Genomic DNA, 25,650 nt, shown 5'->3' on the forward strand with positions numbered 1-25,650 from the left:
GTTTTTGTCTATTCAATAAATAAGCAAAACTATGAACAACTTTATTGATTGAAAATAAACGATTTACGCCTGGATGGCTGCAGAGAATGAACAATATAAAATCAGACAATCCTATCAGTATTTAGACCGGTGTTGTGAGCTCATAAGTGAAAAAATGGGTAATCCCGATATTGGGGCCTGGTCCAACAGCGATTATGTAAAACTCAGCGGCTTGCTTTACCGGAATACATCGGTTCAAATAAGCTCCAGTACGCTAAAACGTATTTTTGGCAAAGTAAAAACAACCGAAAGATACTATCCCCAGAAAGCAACCCGGGATGCCCTGGCAAAGTACGCGGGGTTTGGGGATTGGGATCATTTTGTATCGGATCCGGGCAATATCATCCCCGCCGGCGATGGAGAAACAGTGATCGTTGCCGATACAACATTTATAAATCTGCCTGTTTTAAAAAAACCGTCCCGTAAAAACAGGATTAAAAAATATGGGGTCCTTGCCATTTTACTGGTAATTGCGGCATTCCTGTTATTCTTACAAATTGCAAAACCCAAAAATAGTCCTGTATTGGACCTGCATGGTATCGAACTGATCTGCAAAAATCCGGAGGGCGGAAACCCTCATTCAGCAGAATTTATGATCCGGCTGCCCACGGAGTTTAGCGGTGACACATCCGGCTTCATCGTAAATTTTGATGATGGAAGATCGGAGAAAAGCGCTCCGGTCAATAAAACATTTACTTATTACTATGAACTACCGGGAACCTATTATGCAATATTAAAATACAAGGGCATTTCATTAGATACGGCTACCATTTTATTGAAAACAAACGGATGGAATGCTACCGCAGTGATGAAGCACGATACAACACGGGTTTACCCGGTTACGGAATTCAGCGCTGACAGCGCCAGGGACCTTACAGTAAATCCCATCGGGTTGTTTCATTCGGGTGTAGATACCAACAGAACATTTTTTGTACATTTTGTAAATACAAAAAAGTCCGGTATCAGCGGAGACAACTTTGAGTTAACCGCCCTTATCAAAACATCGAAATTGCGGCCGGGAGTCCGATGCTCCCAGGTAAACATCGAGGTTTTTGGAGAAAGATCCAAACATATTGCAGAAATCATCAAGCCCGGTTGTGTAGCCTGGGCACGCCTTCGGTTTTCAGATATTTATTTAACCGGCGACCGATCGGACCTGCGGTCGCTTGGCGCCGATCTTTCAAACGGCGGCGTTATAAAATTGCGGGTACAAAATAAGAAAGCGAGCCTTTTTCTAAATGACAAGCTGGTTTACAAAACGGACTATACCCTCTCCCTTGGTACGGTTACCGGTATTGATATTAACTTTGCCGGAATCGGGGTCATCAGGAGCTTTGAGCTGAAAGATTTGAACAGTGGACAACAATTTAACAGGTAGAAACGTTGTTCTCCCCTCAATAATAAAAAGCACCGCCATTGGTTTTTGTATGACCAATGACGGTGCCGGTTTTAGTTCAAAATCCTGATCTCAGGCTTTCCCCAACTGCCTTTTAACCGGTTGCCCTTTGGCATTTATTACCTCAAGTGTTTTTACGGCCGGGCCGGAACCGGGTTTTATTTTAATAGGGAGCTGTGGCATCTTTTCCGGATCTTTAACCAATAATACCTTTTCTCCCGGTTCAAGGGAAAACTCAATAATTTGTTTGTTTGATTTTTTAGGCGTCTTCCCCGCAGCTATCAAAAAAGCCGGGGCAGGAAACCAGGGATTCAGCAAACGGCAATCCTTCCCAAAAGTACTTTCGATCTGAACACACCGCGGCGCTCCTTTTTCGAGGGAGGCCGATACCAAAAAACCGCCCCGCGCCAGGAGGGTAAAGTCCGCCCGCCATTCGGCCGGCCATGCCGGCGCTATAATGATCGTGCCATCCACACTTTGCATCAATGCACTTTGAAGCGCCTCGGCCGACAAGCCCAGGTTGGCCTGTCCCCAGCTCCGTTGTAAGCCGTTGGGAGTCTGCTGAATGGTAGCCACATAAAGCGGCAACAGTTTGCGTACTTCATCCGCGAGGCCCAAACGAGGAGCATACGATGGCCAGGGAAATCCGTAAAAGGTTGGAGGAAGGTTCGCATAGGTAAGCTGCATTTTTTGAAAATCCGCTTTTTCTTCAGGCATCCCGGTAAAACGCCCCCGAACCAGTGAAACGTCTTCAAACGGGTATAAGGGCCACATCCAGACGGGATCTACGTTCTGCCGCCCAACGCAGGACAAGGCATATCCGGCGCCAAAAGTTCCTGCCGGAAACAGGGGAATACTTGCTCCGCGTGGCCCCGGCCCATCCTCCGGAGTTTGCAGGCGCACCACATCCGGGGCATTGCCCGCCGGGTAGGCCGCTATTTTCCGGACAAACTCCTCCCAACCCTTGCGATGATCCGCATCCACCCCTAAAATTTTAGAGCAGGCAATCACTTTGGGAGTGAGCGACCGTATAGCTGCCAGGTCTACAATGCCATCCTTAACTCCCCAATAAGATTCGTGCACGTTTGCCGGAAGAATATGAAAATAACCATCCGCTCCCTTTTGAGCATAGTCCTGGTAAAAATCAACCATACTCTTCATCATAGGGTATGCAGATTCGCGCAACCAATTTATGTCCCCGGTCATTTGATACCGCCAATAAAATTGCATAGCAAGCTGGGCACCCGATGAAAGGATATGCGATAAATAGGAGAAATGATCATTACGCACACTTCCGTATTTCGGGTTGATCCAATCCAGTGTTGTTTCCGAAAGGCATTCCAGGATTACTTCAGGAGGCAAAGAGGCCCGGGTACGTTTGCCCGCTAACACCTCGCGCACCATTGGAGCCGCCTGGTCTGAAAGAATCACCGGGCCGCTGGGGCCCACCGCCTCAGGCACAAACGCGCCCTTTGTAACGCCCCATCGCTGCCGGGCCGCAACTTCACAATCCGGCAACATCCTTCGGTACATACCCAGGTAAGCATCCGTTAACTCCATCTGATTTGCCGCATATAACGGCAAATACATCATCATATCGTTCAGGCCCGAATCCCCTTTGTACTCAAAGGAGATAGTACCTTCTTTTGTATTTTGTACCTGAGAGCGGAAAGCAGCTTTTTCTACACAGATGCCAACGCGGCACAGGGACAATGCATTATCGGTCGTTTCAACATTTTGTCCGGAAAGAACTTTGGGGTCATAATGCTTATGCGTCCGGTCCATGCCGAAGGTATCATTCCGGTTGATTTGATACATGATTTTGGCGCCATCGGTAGTATCGGATTTTTCGGTCCATACGAAGGTACCCATTTGACCGTTGCCGATCGGCAAACCTTCATCGTTCGAGCTTACCGGCCGGAAGTACCGGATGGCCGCGCGTGCCAGCAATGCGGAATGATCCACCTCAAACATTTGTTGAGCACCCTGGGTACCCGCCAGCACGTCTTTAGGAAAAATAGCCGCGCCCAATGCCATCATACCGGTCTGCTGCAAAAAATTTTTTCTTTTCATAATTAACAGTGTTTAGTGCGAAAGTTTTGAGTGTATTAAAAACGAGCACCTTGCCCGGCAGCCATCGTTTTAAAATTCAGAAAAATGAAACAAGCATAGCACTTCATCAATCGCGCCGCATCGTCAACAGCTTCTAAGAAACAGTTTAGATTTTCACAATTGAAATTCCGTATAACAGACATTAAGGTCCTCAAAAACCATTAAGAAGTTAAGATTCATTAAGAACTGCGGCTACTAAACTATTCTTAATGCCTTAATGGTTTTTAATCATTCTGTTTTTAAACAGCTTCTCAGAAACCAAAAATAAACAGCGTTGATTTAATAATATAGTCGTTAATCTGCAAAAAATAGCACTATATCGATATCATTCACAACTTAGTAATCCCGCTAAAAATCGGATTTGTATAATAAAAAGCCGGATTTCTGCAATACGCAGAACCCAAACCAATGTTACTTTGCATAGGCAGCATTTGCCTGAAAACAACTAACAAATAAATGCTATGTCCATAACAAGAAGAGCTTTACTCAAGTCAATGCTAACTGCCGTTCCGGCGATGTACCTTAATCCATCCATATTGCCGGCCTGCCTTACCAAACGTCCGGGGCCGTTTATGCCAACACTGGCGTCTCTAAAGAGATATACCATACCCGATTGGTTTCGCAATGCGAAGTTTGGCATCTGGGCGCATTGGGGTCCGCAATCGGCCATCGAAGCCGGAGACTGGTATGCCCGGAGTATGTATATGCAGGGCAGCAAACAATATAAGCACCACGTAGCACACTACGGTCATCCGTCAAAATTTGGTTACAAGGACACTATTAAAAACTGGAAAGCCGAAGCCTTTGATGCCGACTACCTGATGGGCCTGTATAAAAATGCAGGGGCGCGGTATTTTATGACGATGGGTGTGCATCATGATAACTTTGACCTGTGGAACTCCAGGCACAATCCATGGAACTCGGTACAGATGGGGCCCAAAAAGGATATTGTCGGCCTGTTTAAAAAGGCTGCAAAAAAACAGGACTTAAAGTTCGGGATCAGCGATCATTTATGGATCACACCCAAATGGTTCTCCGTAAGCAAGGGCAGTGACAAGGAGGGGCCGCTGGCCGGCGTGGGCTACGATGGCGCCGGTGGTGCATTCGACTCGCTATACGGCGATTCCAAAGAAGTGTATACAGACCTGACCTGGACAGAAGAAGGCATCAGCGAAGCCTGGAAGCAGCACTGGTATGAGCGGATCAAAGACCTTGTAGACCAATACGAACCCGACCTGTTATACAGCGACGGGCAGCTTCCGTTTCAGCAGCATGGGTACAACCTGCTGGCACATCATTACAACAAAAAAGCAACCGGCAAAAAAACAGAGGCGGTTTATACCAGTAAGCGCGCTTCAGATGCTGCATCGGGCATTTGTGTATTTGACGTAGAACGGGGTGTAGTAGACAACATCTGGCCCCAGCCCTGGCAAACCGACACCTGCATTGGAGACTGGCATTACAATAAAGACCGGGTTGGCCACTACAAATCTGCCAAAACAGTGATTGACCTGCTTGTTGACATTGTAAGCCGCAATGGCAACCTGATGCTGAATTTTCCCCTACCTGCCAGCGGTATGCTGGATAGCGATGAACTGAAGGTGCTGGATGGCATTACACAATGGATGAAGATCAACAGCGAAGCAATTTACGACACAAGGCCCTGGAAAATCTTTGGAACCGGGCCACAACCGCCAGCGGTCAAAAATGATAGGGAGGCCAAGTTTAACGAAAGCAGCCGAAAACAGCTCACCTTTGAAGATGTCCGTTTTACAAAGAAAGGCAATACCCTTTATGCATTTTTTATGGGCTGGCCCGAAAGCGGAGCGCAAATCGTCATAAAACCGTTATCAACTACGGGTAGCCAAAAGCCTGGCATCATCGAAAATATTGAACTATTAGGCGCCGGCAAGGTAACATTTAAGAGAGATGAAGAAGGGCTAAAGGTTAACCTCCCTGGTCATAAGCCTTGCGAGCATGCTTATGCATTAAAGATATCTGGTAAAGATCTTACTTAGGAACTGTTGTTTGCGATGTTTACCTGAATGACTCTTTGGCAGGCTAATTTTTGTCCCTTGGGGCTGCAGCGCAGCGCCGGTAATCATTGCGGGTAGTACAAGCCCGGCGTACGAAATTACTGCCGCGCTGCGGCTACGGGAGTTTTTGGGCGCTCATAGTTATAAGGGTCAACGGCGCGCTGCGCCTGTTTGCCTTTTAAAAGATGAAATTTATTCGGCCTGAAAGGCTTACCCGTACTATCTTTCATGGTAACAGCCCCGTTTCTAACTTGAAGCTCATACGCCCGGCGGGATGCCCCGTGTTTACGCGGCACCTACCAGAGCCGGTATTCCAACACGCGTGGCGTTTGCGATAAATGCATCGCAGCACAACTCCGATCTTTTAGATCTGGGGCATTGCAGTTCAGCCGCGAGTAAAAAAAATTTAGTTGGCTTTTTTGTAAATGTATTCGCGGGTTTCAGCCAAAACATCAGACCCCCTGTTATAAATTTCTGCTTTTACCGGATAGCCGGAATCATTATAAGTGTATTTCCAAATCTGATCCAGCGATATGGCACCTACCTCCACTCCCATTGCTGTTAACTTTTGGGCTCTCGCATTGCTGATTGAACTTGTTTTCCACTTCCAGGGATAGTTGGTCAAACGAAAATGCTTATCGTCATAATCTCCATATTCGAGCGCACTTTGGAGAAACCCTCCACCAGTGATTACCGTTTTTATGATATTCTCATCCTTGCTGTCGAACGTATAGGTATTGTGACCGACCTGTTCTCCCTCTTGATTAATGGTCATCTCTGTTACCGTGTTTTTACCATAAAGGTATTGAACGCTGACATCTCCATCGGAATAGCTCCACACGCCGGAAACGGGCCTATCTCCCGAGTCATAGGAATATTTTTCGGTTAAAACAGGCGCTCCCCGCTACCTGATCAAAAATGCCATGGCCGAAGAAGTATTGGCTGGAATACAGGCAGTGGCTGATGGCGAGATCTTTCTTTGTCATGAAATCAATGTAATGATGAAGCGTCCAAAAGAAACCCATATCTGGCTCAGTCAACGCGAACGGGAAATGCTCAAACTGGTGGCTGAAGGACTAACGAATGGAGAAATTGCCGAACGCATCTTCCTGAGCCCTGAAACCATCAAAAGCTACCGAAAAAATCTGTTACTGAAACTGGATGCTAAAAATACCGCCGTAATGGTAAGAATCGCCATAGATAAAAAACTAATTTAAAAAAGAAGCGACCTTGAACCGGAAAGTATCAAATAACTTATCCGGAACCATTTTTTATAAAGAAACATCCAGGCCATACATAAACAAGCCCATTAACCTGTTGGCCATTTCTGAAGAAGACAGTTCCACCAAAACAACAGTATTTAGCACCGATACTGCCGGCGCATTCCGGTTAAACGGGTTTGAATTTTTGGGACCAACCCGGCTCCTATTTAGTCCGGTTACAAAAAAGGGAGGGGCTATAGATGTAGTTTTAAACTCCGGAAATAAAGATACCCTGGAAATAAAATACCCGCGTATAAAATCCATCAACCGTTTGTCCGAAAAAATGAATAAGTCTCCTTTTGACAGCCTGGTATACGCTAAGGGATTTATGGAAAATATAGTTGTTAGTACCAAAACAAAAGATCGGGCTCAAATGCTGCTGCGACGATATGCTACCGGCCGCTTCAGAGATCTTTATGGAGCGGTGTTTGACCTAACCGATCTTAGATCACCGAAGGGAAACCTTCTTGACTATTTAAGAATGCGGCAACCAATGATAAGAGTTGATATTGACGAAAAAAATGAATACCATATAAAAACGAAGAACTTAAATGGAGAACTTGTTGAGCCGGCGCTTTATTTGAATGAAGTTCCGGTACTCGAGTATAAACAACTATTTTCTGTTAGTCTTGGAGACGTTGCTATTATTAAAATCGTACAAGGCTTTGACATTGAATCTCCAGGTCGCAAGTCCATTCCCGCAGTGGCCATTTATACAAATAAGGGCCGGGATTTTAAGGCTGCCGGCAACGCGTATGATATTGAATATATGGAGGGGTATTCAAAAGCGCTTGAGTTTTATAACCCGGTATACCTGCACAAGGATACAGCCGGTCCTGCAGACAGGAGGATAACATTATACTGGAATTCCCGGGCCGCAACATCTAACCGGGTTCATTTTATTCCTATTCATTTTTATAAAACTGATAGCACGATAAAATTTGCAATTAAAGCAGAAGGGATTACTGAAAACGGCAAGTTGCTGTCGTTCTATAAAACACTATTTTAAGTGAAGAAGTAGAATAGTTTTGGTTAGCGCATATTAAATTCATAAATAGGTGTATTATAGAGTGGAAGGGCAACGGTAGTCAAAGTTTTTGCCACCGGACCAAGCAATTGAAAATCTCGCTCCGCAATTTTCTGAATGGTTACGGAATGCGGGAGCTTAATGTTTACCGGAAACAAAAAAGGCAGCAAATAAGTGTAAAATTACAACCTGTTTGCCGCCTTTCTTTACAAGCATTGAAAATCAATGCTTAAAGTCGGGATGACAGGATTCGAACCTGCGGCCTCGTCGTCCCGAACGACGCGCGCTACCGGGCTGCGCTACATCCCGAAAATGAGAAGGGGCCGCAATATAAAATAAGTTTTGGAATTTTTTTAATGACTTCTGCTATTTATTTCAGCAGCAGGCTACGGGATTCTATTTAGCTGCGGCACAAACCTGTACTGAAGGGTCCCGCTCCCAGTTGTCATCCCGGTTTTTTTTAACGGGCACAAAAGCAAAGCTCCAGTTCTGCTCTGCGTAGGCGCGGGGTACCCGTACCACAATCTTGTTCCAGCCCTTTTTCAATGCCATGACTGCCGGTGGGCGGCTCCAAAAAAACTCTTCATCGGTAAACGGGATCTCATTGGCCGGAGTTGCCCAGGTAGCTTTAAGATACCGGTTTCCTCCGGGGTTGTTCCAGACCGGGCCGGGCAATCCGATATCATTGATAAAAATAGCGCCGCCGTTTGCATCCCATTTTCTGTTCTGCGGAATGCCGCCACTGCGCCGGTTGCTGCGGGCAGCCGTTTCAAAACCTGTTATGGCATGTATCTGCCGGGCTGTTTTAGCAAATACATACCCGGTCAGGTAAATGGTTTCTACTGCCGGCTTCCGGAGTGTTTTAGCCCCCAGCATATCGCCAAAACGAAAGACACCTCCGGCTACAAGAGTGGCAGGAGCACCTTCTTTCCGACCGGCGCTTTGCTCCGGCGCAAAAGCCCGGCTTATGGAGTCGGTATCATTGCGGTAAAAAGGTCCGGTCATTGTCCACTCCATATCTCCCATTGCCGTATAAGGAAACGGGTCCTTTGCAAAAAACAGTGAACGGTGCCGGAACATGCGGCGCTCAAACTCCCGGAAGTACCCGCTGGCAGGCGTACCCGGAAGCGGAAGCCAATCCATGTACCTGCTGTTGTAACCCGGCCTGCCGCACCAGGCGGCCTCACTATAGGTAATAGCGCCCGGCCATACAGGATTGTGCAACAGGATCCTGCTCTTATCATCTACCCGCACATCGGGCCAGCAACATACGATCCCTCCCCATGCCAGGCTATCGCCCCGGGGCCGGCTACAGATCTGCTGAAAAAAATAACGTTGTATCAGACTATAGGCATCAAAATAATTCAGATAGCCGGAATAAGAATCCACAACAGGATTACCGCTGTTCCGGATGCCGGCGCTGCCATCATCCCGCCAATGTTGTTCGATCGTACCCGGCTCCGGCGGCAACCCGGGGTTCCAGACCATTACCTGCCGTCCATTACGTTTGACCCGGTCCGTCATCCGCCTGATAAACACCGCAGGGTTGGGGATCCCCACTTCATCCGAACCGATATGGATCACCGGACAATCTTCTGCAGGAATCTGCGCGCAAAATTCATCGATCAGTTTTTCGAGCACTTCCATGCCCCGCTCGCTTTCCATTTTAAATCCAAAACTAGGTTCAAAATACCGGCTATGGCCGGGCATGTCCAGCTCGGGTATAATCCGGATCGACCGCTTTTTGGCAAAGGCTATAAGATCTCTTATATCATCAAACGAATAGGTGCTGTCCGGATCCCGGCCGGGCTTCCGGTTTGCCGGGTTATTCAGCAGCGGGTATACCCTGCTTTCCGGCCGCCATGCCGGGTTATCCGTTAAATGCCAGTGAAAGGTATTGAACTTATACCAGGAAAGCCTTTCCAACTGGGCTTTTAACCGGGCCACCGGCTGAAAATTGCGTCCGTTATCGTGCATAAAGCCGCGCAACCCAAATGCCGGCCAATCCCTGATGATACATCCATACAAGGTATTGTTCCTGGTCTTCTGTGCCAGCAATTGCCGGAGGGTTTGCACTCCGTAATAAAACCCCGCAGCGTCATTGGCACCGATCTTAATAACAGCAGGCATCACCTCCAACTGGTATCCTTCCCCTACCGGTTGCTTTTTTTGCTCAAACAGGATACGGGGAATAGTGCTTTTCCGGTTTTTGCCGGCCTGTATCCCGTATTGCTGCAACAACTCCTTTAAGGAGCGAACGGCATCACCTGCCAGGCCGTTCACTGCGCCCTGTACTTCGATGATCATACCCTGCTGTAATTTCAGGAATTTCCCCGTCCACAGTACTTCCTGCGGAAAGGGAATCAGTGCTACCGGTGCGGCACTCAATGCTTCCATAGTATGCGGCGATTGCCACTGCCCCTTTGTATCCTGCTGCCCGGCAACCGGCCGTACAGCCAGCAACAACAGGAGCAGCAATCCATTTCTAAAATTCATGATGATCAAATTCCGTCTTTAACGGTGCCGGTCCGTGGTTGCAAAAAAATTTGCCTGGTAAAATAATGGACAGTCACAAACGCCACGGTAAATATAGAACAATTCAGAGAAACCCGGAACAGCTGCCAACAACGAGTCACCCGTCAATAACACTTAGGGCCCTTTTATTGATTGCCTACCGGCAGGGTATCATTTCGGGCCGGGCGGCTGTTGGCTGATACCCTGTAATTCTTCAGCAGTCAGTTCAAAATGATGTTACCGCAGCCGGTATACTTCACTCCCGGCCAGTAAAAAGCAACCCAATCCATAATCTTCAAAATCCGGCTTGCTGTTGTAAGCCACCGGCTGACCATCCTTTGGTTCTTTGCCGGTACCCTGCACATAACCCAGGAAGCCGTTGCTATGTACCGCGTCTTTTACCATGGCGTTCCAGGCTCGTATAAGCGCGGGCTGGTATTGCCTGCGGTTCAGGATTCCCTTTCGCACCCCCCAGGCAAAGCCGTATGTAAACAGGGAGCTGCCCGAGATCTCCTTGCCTCCATAATGTCCGGGGTCATGCAGGCTGGCCGTCCAAAGCCCATCGGGTTGTTGAACTTTTAAGAGCGCTGCCGCCATATCGGTAAAATCCTGCAGGTACTCTTTATAATGCGGATTCGATTTTGGTAAAATATCCAATACCCTTACCAGTGCGGCAAATACCCAACCATTTCCCCGGCTCCAATAGCAATTTGCTCCATTGGGCTCTTTGTAGGGCGGCACAAAATCTTTATCGCGCCACCACAAATGCTCTTCCCGGTTATACAGTCCCTTGCCACCATGGTTGTCTTTTGTAAAGGCATACAGCGCATACATCTTGTCAAAATATTTAGGATCTTTATACACCACGCCCAGTTTGGCAAATACCGGCATTCCCATTTGAATCGCGTCAATCCAGCTCCAGGCCTCATTTCCATCATTTTCGATCACCCGGTCGATGCAGGCTTTTATATCCCGGATGCGTTCCGCCTTTTTGTCCACCAGGTATAGATCAATATAGGTTTGCCCGCAGCATTGGTTATCGGCATTCTTTGTAGCTGTACCGCCCCATAGACCCCACTGGTGCTTTTGCCCCCAATCAACGGCATAGTCATAATATTTTTTCTGACGGTCAATCGCATACAGGGCCATCAACCCTTCATAGTAAACAGCGCGTGTCCATAAATTGCTGGGGCGCTCCTTATTAGTTATCACCGATTTTCCCGGATCCGGCCATTTGTTCATAAAGTACTGGTTGGTCAGTCGCATAACTTCCAACACCTGCTTTTTTTTAGGGAGGGTTTGCGCAGCTATCGCAATGGCACTCATTAAAAACGTCAGAAATACAATTAAATGCTTAAATTGATTCATGGCAAGAATTTTATACAAGGATTCAAAGATAACGGCTATTACTGCGATAGTTATAGGCCAGTGACATGCAGTTTTGAAAATTTACGGAAACGATTGCATAAAAAAACACGCGCAACAAGGATAGTACAGGACGGTTTATTGTTTTCGTGAGACTATATTCGCAGCAACGGTTGTTAAAAAACAAACAGATGAAACAAAGGCGTTGACGGCAATTTAACATCTGATTATTTCCGGGTCCGACCCCTGTCCAAAAGACTGCCGGTTATTGACTGTTTTTATTGCAACCATTTTGCAATCGATTACAATTTATACTACATTTTAAGCGCATATATGACCACAACAAAAAACCTGCTCCTGTTTTTATTGCTTCCGGCGCTGCTGGCGGTAAGCTGCAGAAAGAAGGAATGGGATGCCTTTTACGGACGTCCTGAAAACCTGCCCCCTCCCATTTACCAGCAACTGGCCGGCAAGGGCCATTTCAAACACCTGCTGGCGCTGATTGACAAAAGCGGGTATAAAGAAACGCTGGAAAGCGGCGCCGGCTACTGGACCTTCTTCGCCCCCAACGATGCTGCGTTTGAAACCTACATGGCTGATCATAAAATTGATGGTACGGATGCCATTGACGGATCCATGGCGCGGGCTATGGTCCAGTACATGCTCGTGTACAATGCCTTTCAAAAAGACCGGCTGGATGACTACCAGGCCAGTGAAAACAATACCGGGTGGACGCCCTCCATCGCTTTTAGAAGGAGGACGGCCTATTATACCGGTTTTTATAACGACACTTCGGCCACCGGGCCGGTTGTAGCCATTGCTGCCAACCGGAATAATACCGCAGGCTCCCTCACCGGCAATTATATTTCCTCCGACTACAATAATAAATACCTGACGTATTTTACGGATGACTATATGTCGAGAGCCAACCTGTCTGCCGCAGACTACAACTATTTTTACCCGGGTTCCCAATATACTGGCTTTAATGTAGCCCAGGCAAAAGTGGTCACAGCAGATATCCAGGCCGAAAACGGCGTGATCCACGAAATAGACAAAGTTATTACGCCGCTGCAGAGCATTGATGAGTACCTGAGAACCCGGCCGGAGTACAGCAGTTTCCGGGCCATACTCAACCGGCTGTTCATCAACAATACGGTACAGTTTATTTATAACGAAGACGCCACCAGAAGGTACCAGGTACTAACCGGCAGCGGCAACCAGGTATATGTAAAAGTATATTCTTCATTATTAGCCTATGCACCCAATAATGAAAACTTTTTAAAGATCGGCGACAATGATGGTCAGAAAGACTGCTGGACCCTCTTTGCCCCCAACAACACGGCAACCGATACTTATTTAAAAAATACGTTGTTAAAGTACTATGCCTCGCTTGACAGTGTTCCTGTAAGTATTATTTCCGATTTTCTAAATGCCCACATGTTTCCCACCGCGGTATGGCCCTCCAAATTTGCGGCAACGGTAAACACATTTTCGGAGCCGGCGCGGTTTGATCTGAATACCGATATCATCGAAAAAAAGATCCTGAGCAATGGCATCTTCTATGGAACCAATAAAATTGAACAAGCCGATATCTTCAGTACGGTTTACAGCGAAGGCTATTTAAACCCCCGGTATACCTTCATGACAAGACTATTTAATACATCGGGGTTAAAATTTTTGATTGCCAAATCCAATATACCGGTTAATATTTTTCTGGTACCCGATGCGGTTTTCCTGGCCGCCGGCTTCACCTACAATTCGAACCAATCGCAGTTTTTGTATAAGGGAAGTACCAATGGCGTTCCCGACCGGCTCGACCGGATTATACGGACCTGTGTATTCTTTGGCAACTACAAACCCGAAACCGACAATCTTTCCGGAAGCGCCATTGTAAAATCCGGAGATGCCGATGGAGAAGGCGAATATATAAAGTTCAACAACTATAAAATAGTTACGGCAGGGCTTGAAGATGCCGGGCTGGTGGCAACAGTAGACAGCATAAAAACCGCCGCCAATGGCACGGTGTACTATCTTGATCAGATTCCGCTGTACTCCGAAAATGGCATCGGCTACCATTTGGATAACCTGGGCTCCGCTACGACATCCGACTTTAACTATTTTTGGCAGCTGATGCAAAATGCCGCCGGCGTGTTCAGTTCAGCCACCAACCAGATCGTGGGGCTTACCGGCTATAGCACCCTTTTTGTTCCTACCAATGCAGCCATCCGGCAGGCAGTAAAAGACGGCCTCCTTCCCGGAACGGTGAGCACCGGCGTACCCAACTTCAAACCTTCGGCGCCAGCCGATGTTGAGAAGGTGCGCAAATTTTTATACTACCATATACTGGCCACGCATACGGCGGTGCCGGACGGCAATACGGATGCTGCGATGTACGATACCTATCTCAAAAACAGCATCGGCACTACCCTCAAAGTTCGGGTAGAAAACAACAAAGACGCCATGAACATCCTCGATGACTACGGACGGGCTGCGCATGTTATTATGGCGCAAAGCAATAATCTTTCCAATCGCTGTGTGATTCACCTGATCGACAACTACCTTAAATATAACGACCAGTAATACTTATAAATTTTGCTATGGGAATCGTGATGAAAAAAATAATAACGGTCTGCTTTTGTTGCATCCTTCTTTTGCAATGGAATGCCATCTATGCGCAGGATGCCATCGTATTAACGGGCAGGGTAACCGACCGGAACGGCCAGCCATTAAGGGATGTATCCATTTCAGAAACGGATGCCGAAAAGAGAACCGTAAGGGGAACCAGCACTGATATTGACGGTAATTTTTCACTAACCGTTGATGATGTAAAGCATCGGGTTTCCTTCTCCGCCATTGGATATAAAAGCCAGGAAGAGCTGGCCATCAACACCCGCCGCATCTATAACATAAAACTGGAAAGCAGTGCCAAGGATATGGATGAAGTAGTGATCGTATCCACCCACAAGTCGGACAATGGCATGCTGCCTATCGCAGACCGGAATTCAACACTGGCGCTTTCCCATATCAATGCCAAAGACATGGAAGAAATGCAGGCCACCTCCATTGACCAGGCATTGCAGGGCCGTCTTGCGGGTGTAGATATTGCGGCCAACTCCGGCGATCCGGGCGCTGGCCTGCAAATCCGCATCCGGGGTACTTCCTCCATCAACTCCTCTAACGACCCCCTAATTGTAGTAGACGGCATGCCCTACGAAACACAGATACCGTCCGACTTTAACTTTGGAACAGCCGATGAGCAGGGCTATGCCTCGCTGCTCAATATTGCGCCAACCGACATCCGGGAGATCACCATCCTCAAAGATGCAGCGGCCACCGCCATCTGGGGATCCCGGGCCGCCAACGGCGTACTGGTGATTACCACCAAGCGCGGACAAAGAGGCCGGCCCAACATCTCCTACACCTTCAAAGGCTCCCTTTCTCCCAAAGCAAAACCCATCCCCATGCTCAGCGGGGCGCAATACTCCGGCCTGGTGCCCGAAGCTTATATGAACCGGAACGGGATCCCCTTAAACACACAAACGGTTAACGAGTTTAAGTACGACCCCAACGATCCTTATTATTATTACAACTACAGCAATAATACCAATTGGGTGGATGCGATTTCCCGCAAGGGTTATACACAGGATCATAATGTATCGCTAACCGGCGGCGGCTCAAAAGCTATGTATTATGTTTCCATGGGCTACCTCGATCAGCAGGGGATTACAACGGGAACCGATCTCAAACGGATCAGCAGCCGTATCAACCTCGACTACAACGTATCCGACCGGATCCGCATCCGGACGGACCTTTCCTATGCCCACTCCGACAACAACAGGAATTACTCGGATGGCGTGCGCAGTGTAGCCTATATAAAAATGCCCAATATGAGCATTTATCAGTTTGACGAATTTGGAAACCTCACCCCGGTTTATTTTTCACCCGAATCGAATATCCAGGGCCGGTACAGCAAAACCTATAATCCCGTTGCCCTGGCGGCGGCGGCAGTAAACAAAGTAATAACCGAACGGGTAACGCCCAAATTTAATATGCAATACCAGATTGTACCGCGGCGGCTTACGGCTACGGTAGATGTGCAATTTGATATCAGCAGTACCAAAAGCAAAAGCTTCCTGCCTCAGATTGCCACCGGACTGGAATGGACCAATACCAATGTAAACATGGCCTATGACGGCGATAATGACAACTTTAATGTTCAAACAAAATCATCGCTGGTGTGGACACCGGAGTTTAAAAACACCCGGCACAATTTTGTAGGACTGGTCAATTTGATGACCTATGATGCCAAAAACGTTTCCTACCAGGCACGTACTTCCAACACCGCCTCCTCGGACCTGCAGGATCCGTCGATTCCATCACGGGTAAACGGAACACAGTCTTCACTCAGCTCCGGCACTACACAAACAGCCAGCTCCAGCGCGCTCATCAACGGGCAATACAGCTATCTTGACAAGTATATTATCAATGCCGGCCTGCGGGGCGATGTCACTTCGCGGCTGGCGCCCAATAATCGCTATGGCTTGTTTCCGTCCGTATCCGGCCGCTGGAGAATTTCGGGAGAAAAGTTCCTGGCAAATGTGAAAAAGATAGACGACCTGAGCCTGCGCCTCAGCTATGGCCGCAGCGGCAATGCGCCAAAAAGAGACTATAGCTACTATAATGTGTACGACAATTTCGACTGGAGCTTTATGGGAGAACCGGGCGTATACCCTTCCAATATGGAACTGCGGAACCTTAAATGGGAAACCGTTGTGGGCACCAACCTCGGCTTCAGCCTGGCCATGTTTAAAAACCGCCTGTTTATTGACGCCGAAATTTACCGCAACCGTACGAAGGATCTGTTCTTTAACGGGCTGCAGATTGCCTCCATCAACGGCTTCAATTCGGTAAATATGAATGTGGGTACCATGGATAACCAGGGCTGGGAAATTACATTGCAAACGCAGCCCTACAAAAAAGGCCCCTGGCAGGTCGATTTTACATTTAACCTGGCCCGCAATATCAATATGATCCGCGAAATATCGGAATACTATCCCCTCGAAAAAGGGAATATTACTGCAAACGGGGTTTATAAAACCTATATGCAGGTAGACAATCCCTTTGGTTCCTTCTATGGCTTTAAATACCAGGGCGTTTATAAAGACCAGGATGCCACCCTGGCACGGGATGCCAATGGCAATGTGATCGTAAGGCCCAACGGCGAACAGGTATATATGCGGTTCAATTACCCCTCGGTGGATTATACATTCCAGCCCGGCGATGCCATGTATGAAGACCTGAACCACGATGGCACCATCGACTACCGCGACATCGTATACCTGGGAAACAGCAACCCATCCGTTACCGGGGGGTTTGGGCTGAATTTGGGTTATGGCGGACAATGGAAGCTATCCACTTTCTTTAACTTCAGAACAGGATACCAGATCATTAACGGCACCGAAATGAACAGTACCAACATGTACGGTTACGACAACCAGAGCACGGCTGTACTGCGCCGCTGGCGAAAAGAAGGCGATGTTACGGATATACCCCGGGCGCTCTATCAATCGGGGTACAACTGGCTGGGCTCATCGCGCTATGTGGAGGATGGATCTTTCCTGCGTTTCAGAACCGTTACATTGCGCTATATCTTTAAAAAATCATTTCTCGACAGGGTTAATATAAAAAACCTGAGCTCCTATATAACGGCAGAAAATATATTAACGTTTACAAAATACACCGGCCAGGATCCGGAAGTAAGTGTAAGAGGTTCCGACCCCTTTAGGGTGGCCACCGACAATTCGATGACGCCGCCCGTTAAGCTATTCACCTTAGGGCTTACCGCTTCCTTTTAATCCTGAATAAAAAAGCAGCTATGCGTTTAAACAGAATCCATCAAATTGCAATCATAATCATCGTCATTGGCGTGTTCAGCGGATGCTCAAAAAAATTTGACCTGAAGCCCTCCGATGGTATTATCCGGAACAACTTCTGGCAAACCAAGGAACAGGTGCGCGCCGCCGTAATTGGCTGTTACGCCGCTTTAATGGGCGACCCCGATGGCGGCAAGAGCCTTGCAGAAACCCTGTTTACCTGGGGCGAGCTGCGGGGCGATATGATTACGGCCGCTCTTGGAACAAAGGCCGAAGACCTCGAAATCATGAACGTAAACACGCAGGCTACCAATACCATTACCGACTGGCGCCCGGTTTACAAGATCATCAATTACTGTAATACGGTGCTTGATTATGCACCCTCCGTACTCGACAAAGACAAAACCTTTACACAGGCAACCCTCAACGGCTATATAGCGGAGGCCAAAACCATCCGAGCCCTGATGTATTTTTACCTGGCGCGGAGTTTCGGAGCCGTACCGCTGAAATTAATTTCCACCTCCAGCGATGAAGAAATTGTACAAATAGCCAAAAGCAGCCAGCAGGATGTATTCAACCAGGTATTAAAGGACCTCAATGAAGCCGAGCCCATGGCGGTGCTTTCCTATGGAAACCAGGCCACAGACAAGGGACGTATAACCCGCTACACGATCAATACCATACAGGCAGATGTGTATTTATGGATGGAGAAATATCCCGAAGCCATCGCCGCATGTGACAAAGTGATCCTTTCCAAAAAATTCGGGCTGATCGCCAATAGTACGGCCTGGTTCACGACCCTGTTTCGCAACGGCAATTCTGCAGAAAGTATTTTCGAAATCGAATTTGATCAGCAAAAGCTCAATGTGTTTTACAACATGCTGGGCGTAAGCACCCGCAGGTTCGAAGCCTCCAATAAAGTCATGGACCAGATTTACACGACCGAAGTAAATTTTTTCACCAATGCTTTAGACCTGCGGTCTGATGGGGCTTCCGTACGGGCGCAGGACAATGTAATATGGAAATACATTGGCCATAACGCAACGGACATGATCAATGCCGATGGATCTTACACACATTGGTTCTTTTATCGCTATGCCGATGTATTGCTGATGAAAGCCGAAGCACTGGCGCAGGTTCCGGGCCGGGGTCAGGAAGCGCTGGACCTGTTAACCCTCATCCGGCAAAGAGCCGGAGCGCCGGAATCTACCAACAATGCGCCGGATATAACCAACGCCGATCAGCTTTCCTTATTTATCCTGGACGAGCGTGCCCGTGAACTTGCCTTTGAAGGAAAGCGCTGGTACGATGTTTTACGATACTCAAAAAAGAACAACTATCAAAATATAGCCTATCTGCAGGATTTTGCGTCCAGCCTGGTACCAGCCAACTCTGTTCGTACGGTGCAGGCAAAAATGCTGGATCATAACAGTCATTATTTTCCAATTTACATCTACGAGCTGCAAACCAACAAACAATTAATTCAAAATCCTTTCTATCAATAAAAAAACTCGAAAAAATGAAAAATTGTACGTTCATCTGCCTCATTACGAGTTTACTTTTAGCCTGTGCCTGGGGAACAGGTTGTAAAAAAGCCGAGATAAAAGAAACCACAACCAATGACCCCAATGTAATGGACTATCTCGAAAAAGATTCGCTTGGGCGGTTTACCAAACTCATATCCATTATTGACAAAGCAGGATATGAAACGGCGCTCAACACTTACGGAACCTATACCTTTTTTGCCCCCACCAACGAAGCGATTGACGCCTATCTGAAGGCAAACAATTTAGCTTCGGTTGACAACCTGCAAAAGGAAGACCTGCAAAAGATGCTGCAGTTTCACCTGCTGTCAGATGCGGTTTTAACGAATTCCTTTAACGATGGCAAGCTTTCCTCCATTACCGACTTTGGTCAATACCTGATTACAAGCGTTGTAAATACAGATGGCGTTTCTTCCTATGTAGTTAACCGGCAGGCAAAAATAACACAACCCAATATCGTTGTGGGCAACGGCGTTATCCATGCCATTGACCATGTACTGACTCCGTCATTGCTTACTCTTGCACAACTTATTGAGCAGGACAACAGCTATTCCATTTTCACACAGGCATTAAAAGAAACCGGGTTCTATGACACCTTAAATACCACTAAAAATAAAAACGGGGCGCAGGTATGGCTCACTGTTCTCGCGCAAAAAGACCAGGTTTATATCGACTCAAGCATCCTGAACTATGAACAGCTAAAAGCAAAATATTGCAATACCGGCGACCCAAAAAGAACCGATGACAGCCTCCATCTGTATATGGCCTACCATATACTGCCCGACATTAAATACCTGGCAGATATCGTAACCAGCAATTCCCAGGAAACACTGGTACCGCTGGAAGTAATCACCGATAAGTTTGTAAATAATAAAGTATTGATCAACGATGATTCTTATACAACAATCGATGGCACTGTTAATGAACCCGGTGTGGAACTGGATTTAGCCACCAGCGACCGCTCCGCTACAAACGGGGTACTGCATAATGCGCTGGGCGGATTTAGCATTAAAATAAGAAAACCCTTTCCCGTTTACTGGGATCTTTGCGCAACACAGCCGGAGCTCACGCGCCTTTCTTCCATCTATCGTAAAAAAACCTACCTGTTTGACTACGGCGACTCCACCAACAACACGTTTAAAGACATTAAATGGGAAAAAAGCTGCTTAAAATACCGTACGGGAGTAAAAGGATACCTGGGCGATTACTGGCAAATGGGAATGGGGCGCTCCTCTTCCAATACCGACAACCTGGGCACCTGCTCCGGCAATAGCTGGATCGAGTTTACCACTCCCCTGTTGGTAAAAGGCAAATACAAGGTTTGGTTCTGCTATTATACGCAAAACTCAACGGTGAGCGCGGTACAGGCCTTATTTGACTCGGTTCCGCTTACCAGCGCATTGATCGAATTTCATAAAAAAATATCATCGGTAGATCCGGCCCAGGAAGCCAGTTTGGCCGCTGTGGGCTGGAAGTGGTGGGCCATATCCACTGAAAAAGCAGGCGCCACCGCCGCCCGCATGCTGGGCATCGTTGATGTAAAAGCTACCGGCAGGCATAAAATAAGGTTTCAGCTGGTATCCGGAGCCAACGCCGATTGCAACTTTGATATGGTGCACTTTATACCGGTAGACTGGCCCAGCCAGACCAGTCCGCGGTTTAGCAAAAACGGCAATATCGAATACTAAACAAGTTCAATGACAAAAGCAACAAGCAGACAGATGAAAAAATATATGTTAATAACCGTCATGGTAGCCGTCCTCTTTGCAGGTTCTTGCAAAAAGTGGGAAGATCATACGGCCATAACCAGCGCAGCATTAAACGAAACGCTGATGGAGCAGATCAACAAAACCCCCGACCTGTCTGTATTTGCAGGGTATCTTTTAAAAGCCGGACTCGACTCTCTTTTAAATGCCTCTAAAAACCTCACGGTGTTTGCGCCCGGCAACGCTGCCATGAACAGCCTTTCTTCTGCAATAACATCGGACCCGGCACAGCTCAAAGCCTTTCTTTTGAACCATATTTCGGGCAAGGCGTACTATACGCGCGATGCATCCGCTTTGCTGCGCGTGCCTATGCTGAATGGGAAAAGAGTCGCTTTTGATCATGCACATTGGGGGGATGCGGCTTTAACACAAAGCAATATCGCTGTAAAAAACGGAGTACTGCATATAATCGACAAAGCAGTGCCCCCCCTGCCCAATATCTGGGAGTTTATTGAAACGCAAAAAGAGGATTATGCACAAAATGCCTACATCGCTTCACTCAAATACCTTGCCCAGGATCCTGCCCTTGCAGAGTTAGACAGCATTAACCCCCAAACCGGGGAGCCGGTTTACAAACCCAATACCGGCATTACCGAAATCAATACCTATCGCACCAAAGTGTACGATATAGCACAGGAGGATTCATTGTACACCTACATCCTGTTAACAAACGCAGCATATACTGCCGAAAAGACGGCCCTGCTTCCCTACTTTAATGCAAGAAGCGCTGATACCGCTAATAGCAATGCCTCCTGGAGCGTGGTAAAAGACCTTACTATAAAAGGCGTTTATACGGCAAGCCAATTGCCGGCGATTTTGCTTTCAAAATTTGGCGTTCACATTACACTGAACACATCTGCCATCCAGCAAACACAACAGGCAAGCAACGGCATTGTTTACATTGTAAATGCGGCACCGGCAACATTGTCAGAAAAAATACCAGCCGTGTATGTACAGGGCGAAAACCCGATGGGTTTTTCAACAACTGATTCAAAAGCACTGGCCAAAATATTTTACCGGCAACGAATGAATCCGGAAACCAGACTTTCTTTTAATGATATTTATGCCAACCTGGGCTCCTCCGGCGCTAATTTTTATATCAACTATTTCAGCAACGACCTTTACACGGTAAGGTATAAAGTGTACTGGGTAGCACTAAGCGACCGTGTTCTTTCGGGCCAGGGCGATGATGCCTATGGATCCGACTCCACTTTAAGCCAGCGGGTGCAGGTACGACCGGCGGATTACCCAGATTCCCTCCTGTTTGATGCCGAAGCGCCCTTACCACCCAACACGTATACCGAAGTATATATAGGAGAATATACCAACACGGATTATAACTGGCTGCTCTCCTATCCTTCCGGAACGCCCGATGGCAAAACTTATATTTACAACCCAGCCACAAAATATATACGACTGCAGGCTCCCGCAAAAGCCGGTTCGGGAAAACCCTATAATATCACGTTGGATTATTTCAAGTTTGTACCGGTTTTAGATTAACTCAACTATTAATTCCTGTTTTTTCAGATTATGAGAAAATCACTAAAAATATTCAGCATTTCACAGACAGCATGGCTACTATTAACGGGTATGGTTCATGCACAAAACAAAAGTACTCCGCTGCAAAAAGATGCGGTCATCATCAAAGGTACCGTTATCAATGCCATTACAAAACAACCGGTAAACGGGGCCAATATTATGTACAAGGACTATGGGGCGGCCATTTCCGACAGTACCGGGAACTTTTCGATAGGCGTACCTGGCAAAAGCGTAACCATCCTGGTGAAAGCGACTAATTACAACGACAAGGAAATAACCCTTAAAGGTGCAGATCAAATGCTGATTCAGCTGCAGCCCCGCAGCACTTTCAGCTTCTATGATGAACTTGCCACAGTTTCGGGTATAAAACGGAGAAGCCGGGTAACCGGTGCCGTTGAATCCATCGAAACCAATGGCGCCTGGCCCGCGGGTTTGGAAACGCCCGACAATTATCTCCAGGGCCGCATTGCAGGATTAAACGCTATCCGGAGATCGGGAACGCCCAATTCGGGCGCCAATTTATTCCTGCGCGGCTATACTTCACTCTACGCCTCCAACCAGCCGGTGATTATAGTAGACGGTGTTTACTATGATAATGGCACGTACGGTGCACCGTTAACCACCGGCTATTATAACAACCCCCTCTCCTTTATAGACCTCAAAGACATTGACAACATCACCTTTGTTAAGGACGCCTCCTACGCCTACGGTGCAAAAGCAGCCAATGGCGCCATTATTATAACCACCGCCAGAGCAAGGCAGGAAGCTACCGCCATCGATGCATCCGTTTACGGGAGTATGACTTTTGCCCCCGAAAAAACCCCCATGCTGGATGCAGCCGGCTACCGCTCTTACCTGGCTGAAATGCTTCAATCCAAAGGCCTGTCTGCAGCGCAGATAGCCGGCCAGCCTTATATGAACGACAATCCTTCCCTGCCCGACTATTACAGAACCCATAACAACAACGCCTGGCAAGACCAGGTATTCCGCAACACTTACACGCAAAACGCCTATTTAAAAATTACCGGAGGCGACAATATTGCCAAATATGCGCTTTCTATGGGATACGCCAACAACAAATCGCCGTTAAAAAATACCGGGCTGCTCCGGTACAATATGCGGTTCAATGCAGACTTTAACCTCAGTAAAAGGCTTACGGCAAGCGCCAATGTAAGCTACTTCCGGAACGAACAAAAATTAAGAAACACCGGCATAGCGCCGTCCACCAATCCCATTTTCACCGCATTGATCAAAGCACCGTTCCTTGCGGCAAACGATATATCCGACAATGGAATTCAATCTCCGCAACTTGCCGAACGGGATACCTTTGGCATCAGCAACCCGGCAGCCATTATAAATAACGCAACGGGAGAAAACAACAGCTACCGCTATGTAGGCGCCCTCAGCTTTAATTATTTATTAAGCAGGTACCTTACATTGGGTACAACCATTGCTGTAACCAGTCAAAAAATCAGGGAGAATTTCTTCATTCCCCAAAGAGGAATTGCCAGCGACACATTAATGAATGGGGTTCCTGCAAACAACCGGTCCGGTGCACAGGTTATAAAAGTATTTAACATCTTTAACGATACCCGTATCGGCTACAAAAGAAATATCAATAACCTTCACGATCTTGCAGCTACCCTTGGGGTGCGGTATAACAAAAGCAGCACCGAACAGGATTATGGCCTGGGCTTTAATTCCGCCACCGACCAGCTCACCAGCGTGGGTTATGGTTTAAATACCCTCCGGCAAATCGGCGGCTCTTTAGGAGCGGCTACCTGGCTCAACACGTACCTGAATGCAGACTATGGTTTTAAAGATAAATATTTCATAACGTTTAATGGCGCATTAGACGGCTCATCGCGCTTTGGCAGAAAAGCCGGTCAGGCGGGTATAAAAATAGCAGACCGGCCCCTGGCTTTCTTTCCCGCAATCGGTATTTCATGGATCCCATCTTCCGAAAACTTTATGGCCGGCAGCAAAACCTTTAACCTCGCAAAAATCCGGTTATCCTATGGCGCCACGGGTAATGATGATATTGGGAACTATACGGCAAGGAGCTATTACAGCTCACAAAATCTGTTAGGAATATCCGGGCTGGTAAGAGGCGGCATCAGTGATGAAAAATTACAATGGGAGCAGGTTACAAAACTAAATGCCGGCATCGATCTCGCCCTGTTTCAGGAGCGTCTCAACATCACCCTCGATGGTTACCGAAACGTTACCAGCAAGATGATCCTCTACGAACCCGGCCCCACCATCAGCGGACAGGACTACATTATTACCAACAGTGGCGGCATGAAAACAACCGGCATTGAAGCCAACGTAAATACGATCATTATTAATAAGCAACAGCTGAAATGGCAACTGGGTTTTAATATCTCAAAATACAAATCCCACATCACCCAATTGCCCTCCGGGAACATCTATACCCGTTTTGCCGATGGTACGCTGATCACCAGTGAGGGGCATGACCCCAGCTTATTTTACGGTTACCAGACAGGGGGCGTTTATACCACCGATGCGGCAGCCGCCTCAGCGGGTTTAAGCAATAAAAACACCGATGGTTCGCTAACGCCTTTCAGGGGTGGCGACATGATCTTTACCGATCGCAATGGCGACAAGATCATTGATGAAAATGACCGGCAGGTGATTGGCAACCCCAACCCTGATTTTTTTGGCGGCATTCATTCACAGCTCACCTACCGTAACTTTACCCTGGACCTGCTGGCCACTTTTAGCAAGGGGAACGACATCTATAATTATGTGCGCCGCCAGCTGGAATCAGAAAACAACTACTACAATCAGACCACAGCCGTCTTAAACCGGTGGAAAACCGATGGCCAGCTCACCACTATACCAAAAGCGGCCTGGGGAGATCCCATGGGCAACAGCCGGTTTTCGGACCGGTGGATCGAAGACGGCTCCTACCTGCGCCTGAAAACCATCTCCCTTACTTACAAGGTACCGCTAAGGCCTACCGCTTTAAAATATATTGACATTTATGCTACGGGCAGTAATCTCCTTACGTTTACAAAATATATGGGTTACGATCCCGAATTCAGTGCGGCATCCGGCGTGTTTGGCCAGGGCGTAGATACCTTTTTGGAACCGCAGTATAAAAATATACAATTAGGCGTAAGAGTAGGTTTATAATAAAAATGAGGCAATAAA

The 25,650-nt window shown here is 47.4% G+C and carries 15 protein-coding genes and 1 tRNA gene; 10 read left to right on the plus strand and 6 right to left on the minus strand.

Annotated elements, in window-relative coordinates:
- Positions 1-154 precede the first annotated feature (154 nt).
- A complete protein-coding gene (locus GGU45_RS02790; protein WP_435221791.1) occupies positions 155-1,417 on the plus strand; it encodes a hypothetical protein in 1,263 nt (420 codons plus the stop codon).
- Between the two features lie 90 nt (positions 1,418-1,507).
- Here GGU45_RS02790 and GGU45_RS02795 read toward each other — a convergent pair whose 3' ends face one another.
- Positions 1,508-3,508: a glycosyl hydrolase family 95 catalytic domain-containing protein gene (locus GGU45_RS02795; RefSeq protein WP_435221792.1), complete on the minus strand. Its 2,001-nt coding sequence runs from the start codon at positions 3,506-3,508 to the stop codon at positions 1,508-1,510.
- 533 nt (positions 3,509-4,041) lie between these two features.
- On the opposite strand from GGU45_RS02795, the gene GGU45_RS02800 reads away from it, so the two are divergent.
- Positions 4,042-5,565, plus strand: coding sequence for an alpha-L-fucosidase (locus GGU45_RS02800; protein ID WP_435221793.1), 1,524 nt, complete (start codon positions 4,042-4,044; stop codon positions 5,563-5,565).
- A 116-nt stretch (positions 5,566-5,681) separates the two neighbouring features.
- On the opposite strand, the gene GGU45_RS02805 is transcribed toward GGU45_RS02800, so the two are convergent.
- Together GGU45_RS02805 and GGU45_RS02810 are read right to left on the minus strand one after the other, a co-directional pair.
- A complete protein-coding gene (locus GGU45_RS02805; RefSeq protein ID WP_435221795.1) occupies positions 5,682-5,813 on the minus strand; it encodes a hypothetical protein in 132 nt (43 codons plus the stop codon).
- 176 nt (positions 5,814-5,989) lie between these two features.
- Positions 5,990-6,358, minus strand: coding sequence for a hypothetical protein (locus GGU45_RS02810; RefSeq protein WP_435221797.1), 369 nt, complete (start codon positions 6,356-6,358; stop codon positions 5,990-5,992).
- Positions 6,359-6,506: 148 nt separating this feature from the next.
- Between GGU45_RS02810 and GGU45_RS02815 the strand changes: the two genes are divergently transcribed.
- Together GGU45_RS02815 and GGU45_RS02820 are read left to right on the plus strand one after the other, a co-directional pair.
- The gene (locus GGU45_RS02815) at positions 6,507-6,800 is read left to right on the plus strand and encodes a response regulator transcription factor (protein WP_435221798.1); all 294 of its coding nucleotides are present in this window, start codon (positions 6,507-6,509) and stop codon (positions 6,798-6,800) included.
- 13 nt (positions 6,801-6,813) lie between these two features.
- A complete protein-coding gene (locus GGU45_RS02820; protein ID WP_435221800.1) occupies positions 6,814-7,854 on the plus strand; it encodes a hypothetical protein in 1,041 nt (346 codons plus the stop codon).
- 253 nt (positions 7,855-8,107) lie between these two features.
- Here the strand turns inward: GGU45_RS02820 and GGU45_RS02825 are convergent.
- The 3 genes from GGU45_RS02825 to GGU45_RS02835 all read right to left on the minus strand — a co-directional run bounded on the left by GGU45_RS02825 (position 8,108) and on the right by GGU45_RS02835 (position 11,754).
- Positions 8,108-8,181, minus strand: a tRNA-Pro gene (locus tag GGU45_RS02825).
- 87 nt (positions 8,182-8,268) lie between these two features.
- Positions 8,269-10,368 carry a family 20 glycosylhydrolase gene (locus GGU45_RS02830; protein WP_435221801.1) on the minus strand — a complete coding sequence of 700 codons (2,100 nt, stop codon included), beginning with the start codon at positions 10,366-10,368 and terminating at the stop codon, positions 8,269-8,271.
- A 255-nt stretch (positions 10,369-10,623) separates the two neighbouring features.
- A complete protein-coding gene (locus GGU45_RS02835; RefSeq protein WP_435221803.1) occupies positions 10,624-11,754 on the minus strand; it encodes a glycoside hydrolase family 88/105 protein in 1,131 nt (376 codons plus the stop codon).
- A gap of 330 nt (positions 11,755-12,084) precedes the next feature.
- On the opposite strand from GGU45_RS02835, the gene GGU45_RS02840 reads away from it, so the two are divergent.
- From GGU45_RS02840 to GGU45_RS02865, 6 genes are read left to right on the plus strand one after another with little or no spacing between them, the layout of a single operon-like run.
- Positions 12,085-14,331, plus strand: a complete 2,247-nt coding sequence (locus GGU45_RS02840) for a fasciclin domain-containing protein (RefSeq protein ID WP_435221805.1) — start codon at positions 12,085-12,087, stop codon at positions 14,329-14,331.
- Between the two features lie 29 nt (positions 14,332-14,360).
- Complete coding sequence (locus GGU45_RS02845) at positions 14,361-17,606, plus strand: SusC/RagA family TonB-linked outer membrane protein (protein ID WP_435222020.1); 3,246 nt, start codon at positions 14,361-14,363, stop codon at positions 17,604-17,606.
- A 20-nt stretch (positions 17,607-17,626) separates the two neighbouring features.
- Positions 17,627-19,129 (plus strand): RagB/SusD family nutrient uptake outer membrane protein, encoded by a 1,503-nt coding sequence (locus tag GGU45_RS02850; RefSeq protein WP_435221807.1) that lies wholly within the window; start codon positions 17,627-17,629, stop codon positions 19,127-19,129.
- 14 nt (positions 19,130-19,143) lie between these two features.
- On the plus strand, positions 19,144-20,856 hold the full coding sequence (locus tag GGU45_RS02855) for a fasciclin domain-containing protein (RefSeq protein ID WP_435221809.1): 1,713 nt from the start codon (positions 19,144-19,146) through the stop codon (positions 20,854-20,856).
- Positions 20,857-20,865: 9 nt separating this feature from the next.
- The gene (locus tag GGU45_RS02860; RefSeq protein ID WP_435221811.1) at positions 20,866-22,434 is read left to right on the plus strand and encodes a fasciclin domain-containing protein; all 1,569 of its coding nucleotides are present in this window, start codon (positions 20,866-20,868) and stop codon (positions 22,432-22,434) included.
- Between the two features lie 30 nt (positions 22,435-22,464).
- A complete protein-coding gene (locus GGU45_RS02865) occupies positions 22,465-25,632 on the plus strand; it encodes a SusC/RagA family TonB-linked outer membrane protein (protein ID WP_435221813.1) in 3,168 nt (1,055 codons plus the stop codon).
- Positions 25,633-25,650: the final 18 nt, after the last annotated feature.

Origin of the sequence: Niabella hirudinis (assembly GCF_051201075.1) — a bacterium.
Lineage (GTDB): Bacteria > Bacteroidota > Bacteroidia > Chitinophagales > Chitinophagaceae > Niabella > Niabella hirudinis.

Coding starts and splice junctions, on each gene's coding strand:
- GGU45_RS02835 (WP_435221803.1), bottom strand. CDS start 11,754: ATGAATCAATTTAAGCATTTAATTGTATTTCTGACGTTTTTAATGAGT.
- GGU45_RS02815 (WP_435221798.1), top strand. CDS start 6,507: ATGGCCGAAGAAGTATTGGCTGGAATACAGGCAGTGGCTGATGGCGAG.
- GGU45_RS02860 (WP_435221811.1), top strand. CDS start 20,866: ATGACAAAAGCAACAAGCAGACAGATGAAAAAATATATGTTAATAACC.
- GGU45_RS02855 (WP_435221809.1), top strand. CDS start 19,144: ATGAAAAATTGTACGTTCATCTGCCTCATTACGAGTTTACTTTTAGCC.
- GGU45_RS02850 (WP_435221807.1), top strand. CDS start 17,627: ATGCGTTTAAACAGAATCCATCAAATTGCAATCATAATCATCGTCATT.
- GGU45_RS02790 (WP_435221791.1), top strand. CDS start 155: ATGGGTAATCCCGATATTGGGGCCTGGTCCAACAGCGATTATGTAAAA.
- GGU45_RS02840 (WP_435221805.1), top strand. CDS start 12,085: ATGACCACAACAAAAAACCTGCTCCTGTTTTTATTGCTTCCGGCGCTG.
- GGU45_RS02845 (WP_435222020.1), top strand. CDS start 14,361: ATGAAAAAAATAATAACGGTCTGCTTTTGTTGCATCCTTCTTTTGCAA.
- GGU45_RS02795 (WP_435221792.1), bottom strand. CDS start 3,508: ATGAAAAGAAAAAATTTTTTGCAGCAGACCGGTATGATGGCATTGGGC.
- GGU45_RS02805 (WP_435221795.1), bottom strand. CDS start 5,813: ATGAAAGATAGTACGGGTAAGCCTTTCAGGCCGAATAAATTTCATCTT.
- GGU45_RS02830 (WP_435221801.1), bottom strand. CDS start 10,368: ATGAATTTTAGAAATGGATTGCTGCTCCTGTTGTTGCTGGCTGTACGG.
- GGU45_RS02800 (WP_435221793.1), top strand. CDS start 4,042: ATGCTAACTGCCGTTCCGGCGATGTACCTTAATCCATCCATATTGCCG.
- GGU45_RS02865 (WP_435221813.1), top strand. CDS start 22,465: ATGAGAAAATCACTAAAAATATTCAGCATTTCACAGACAGCATGGCTA.
- GGU45_RS02810 (WP_435221797.1), bottom strand. CDS start 6,358: ATGACCATTAATCAAGAGGGAGAACAGGTCGGTCACAATACCTATACG.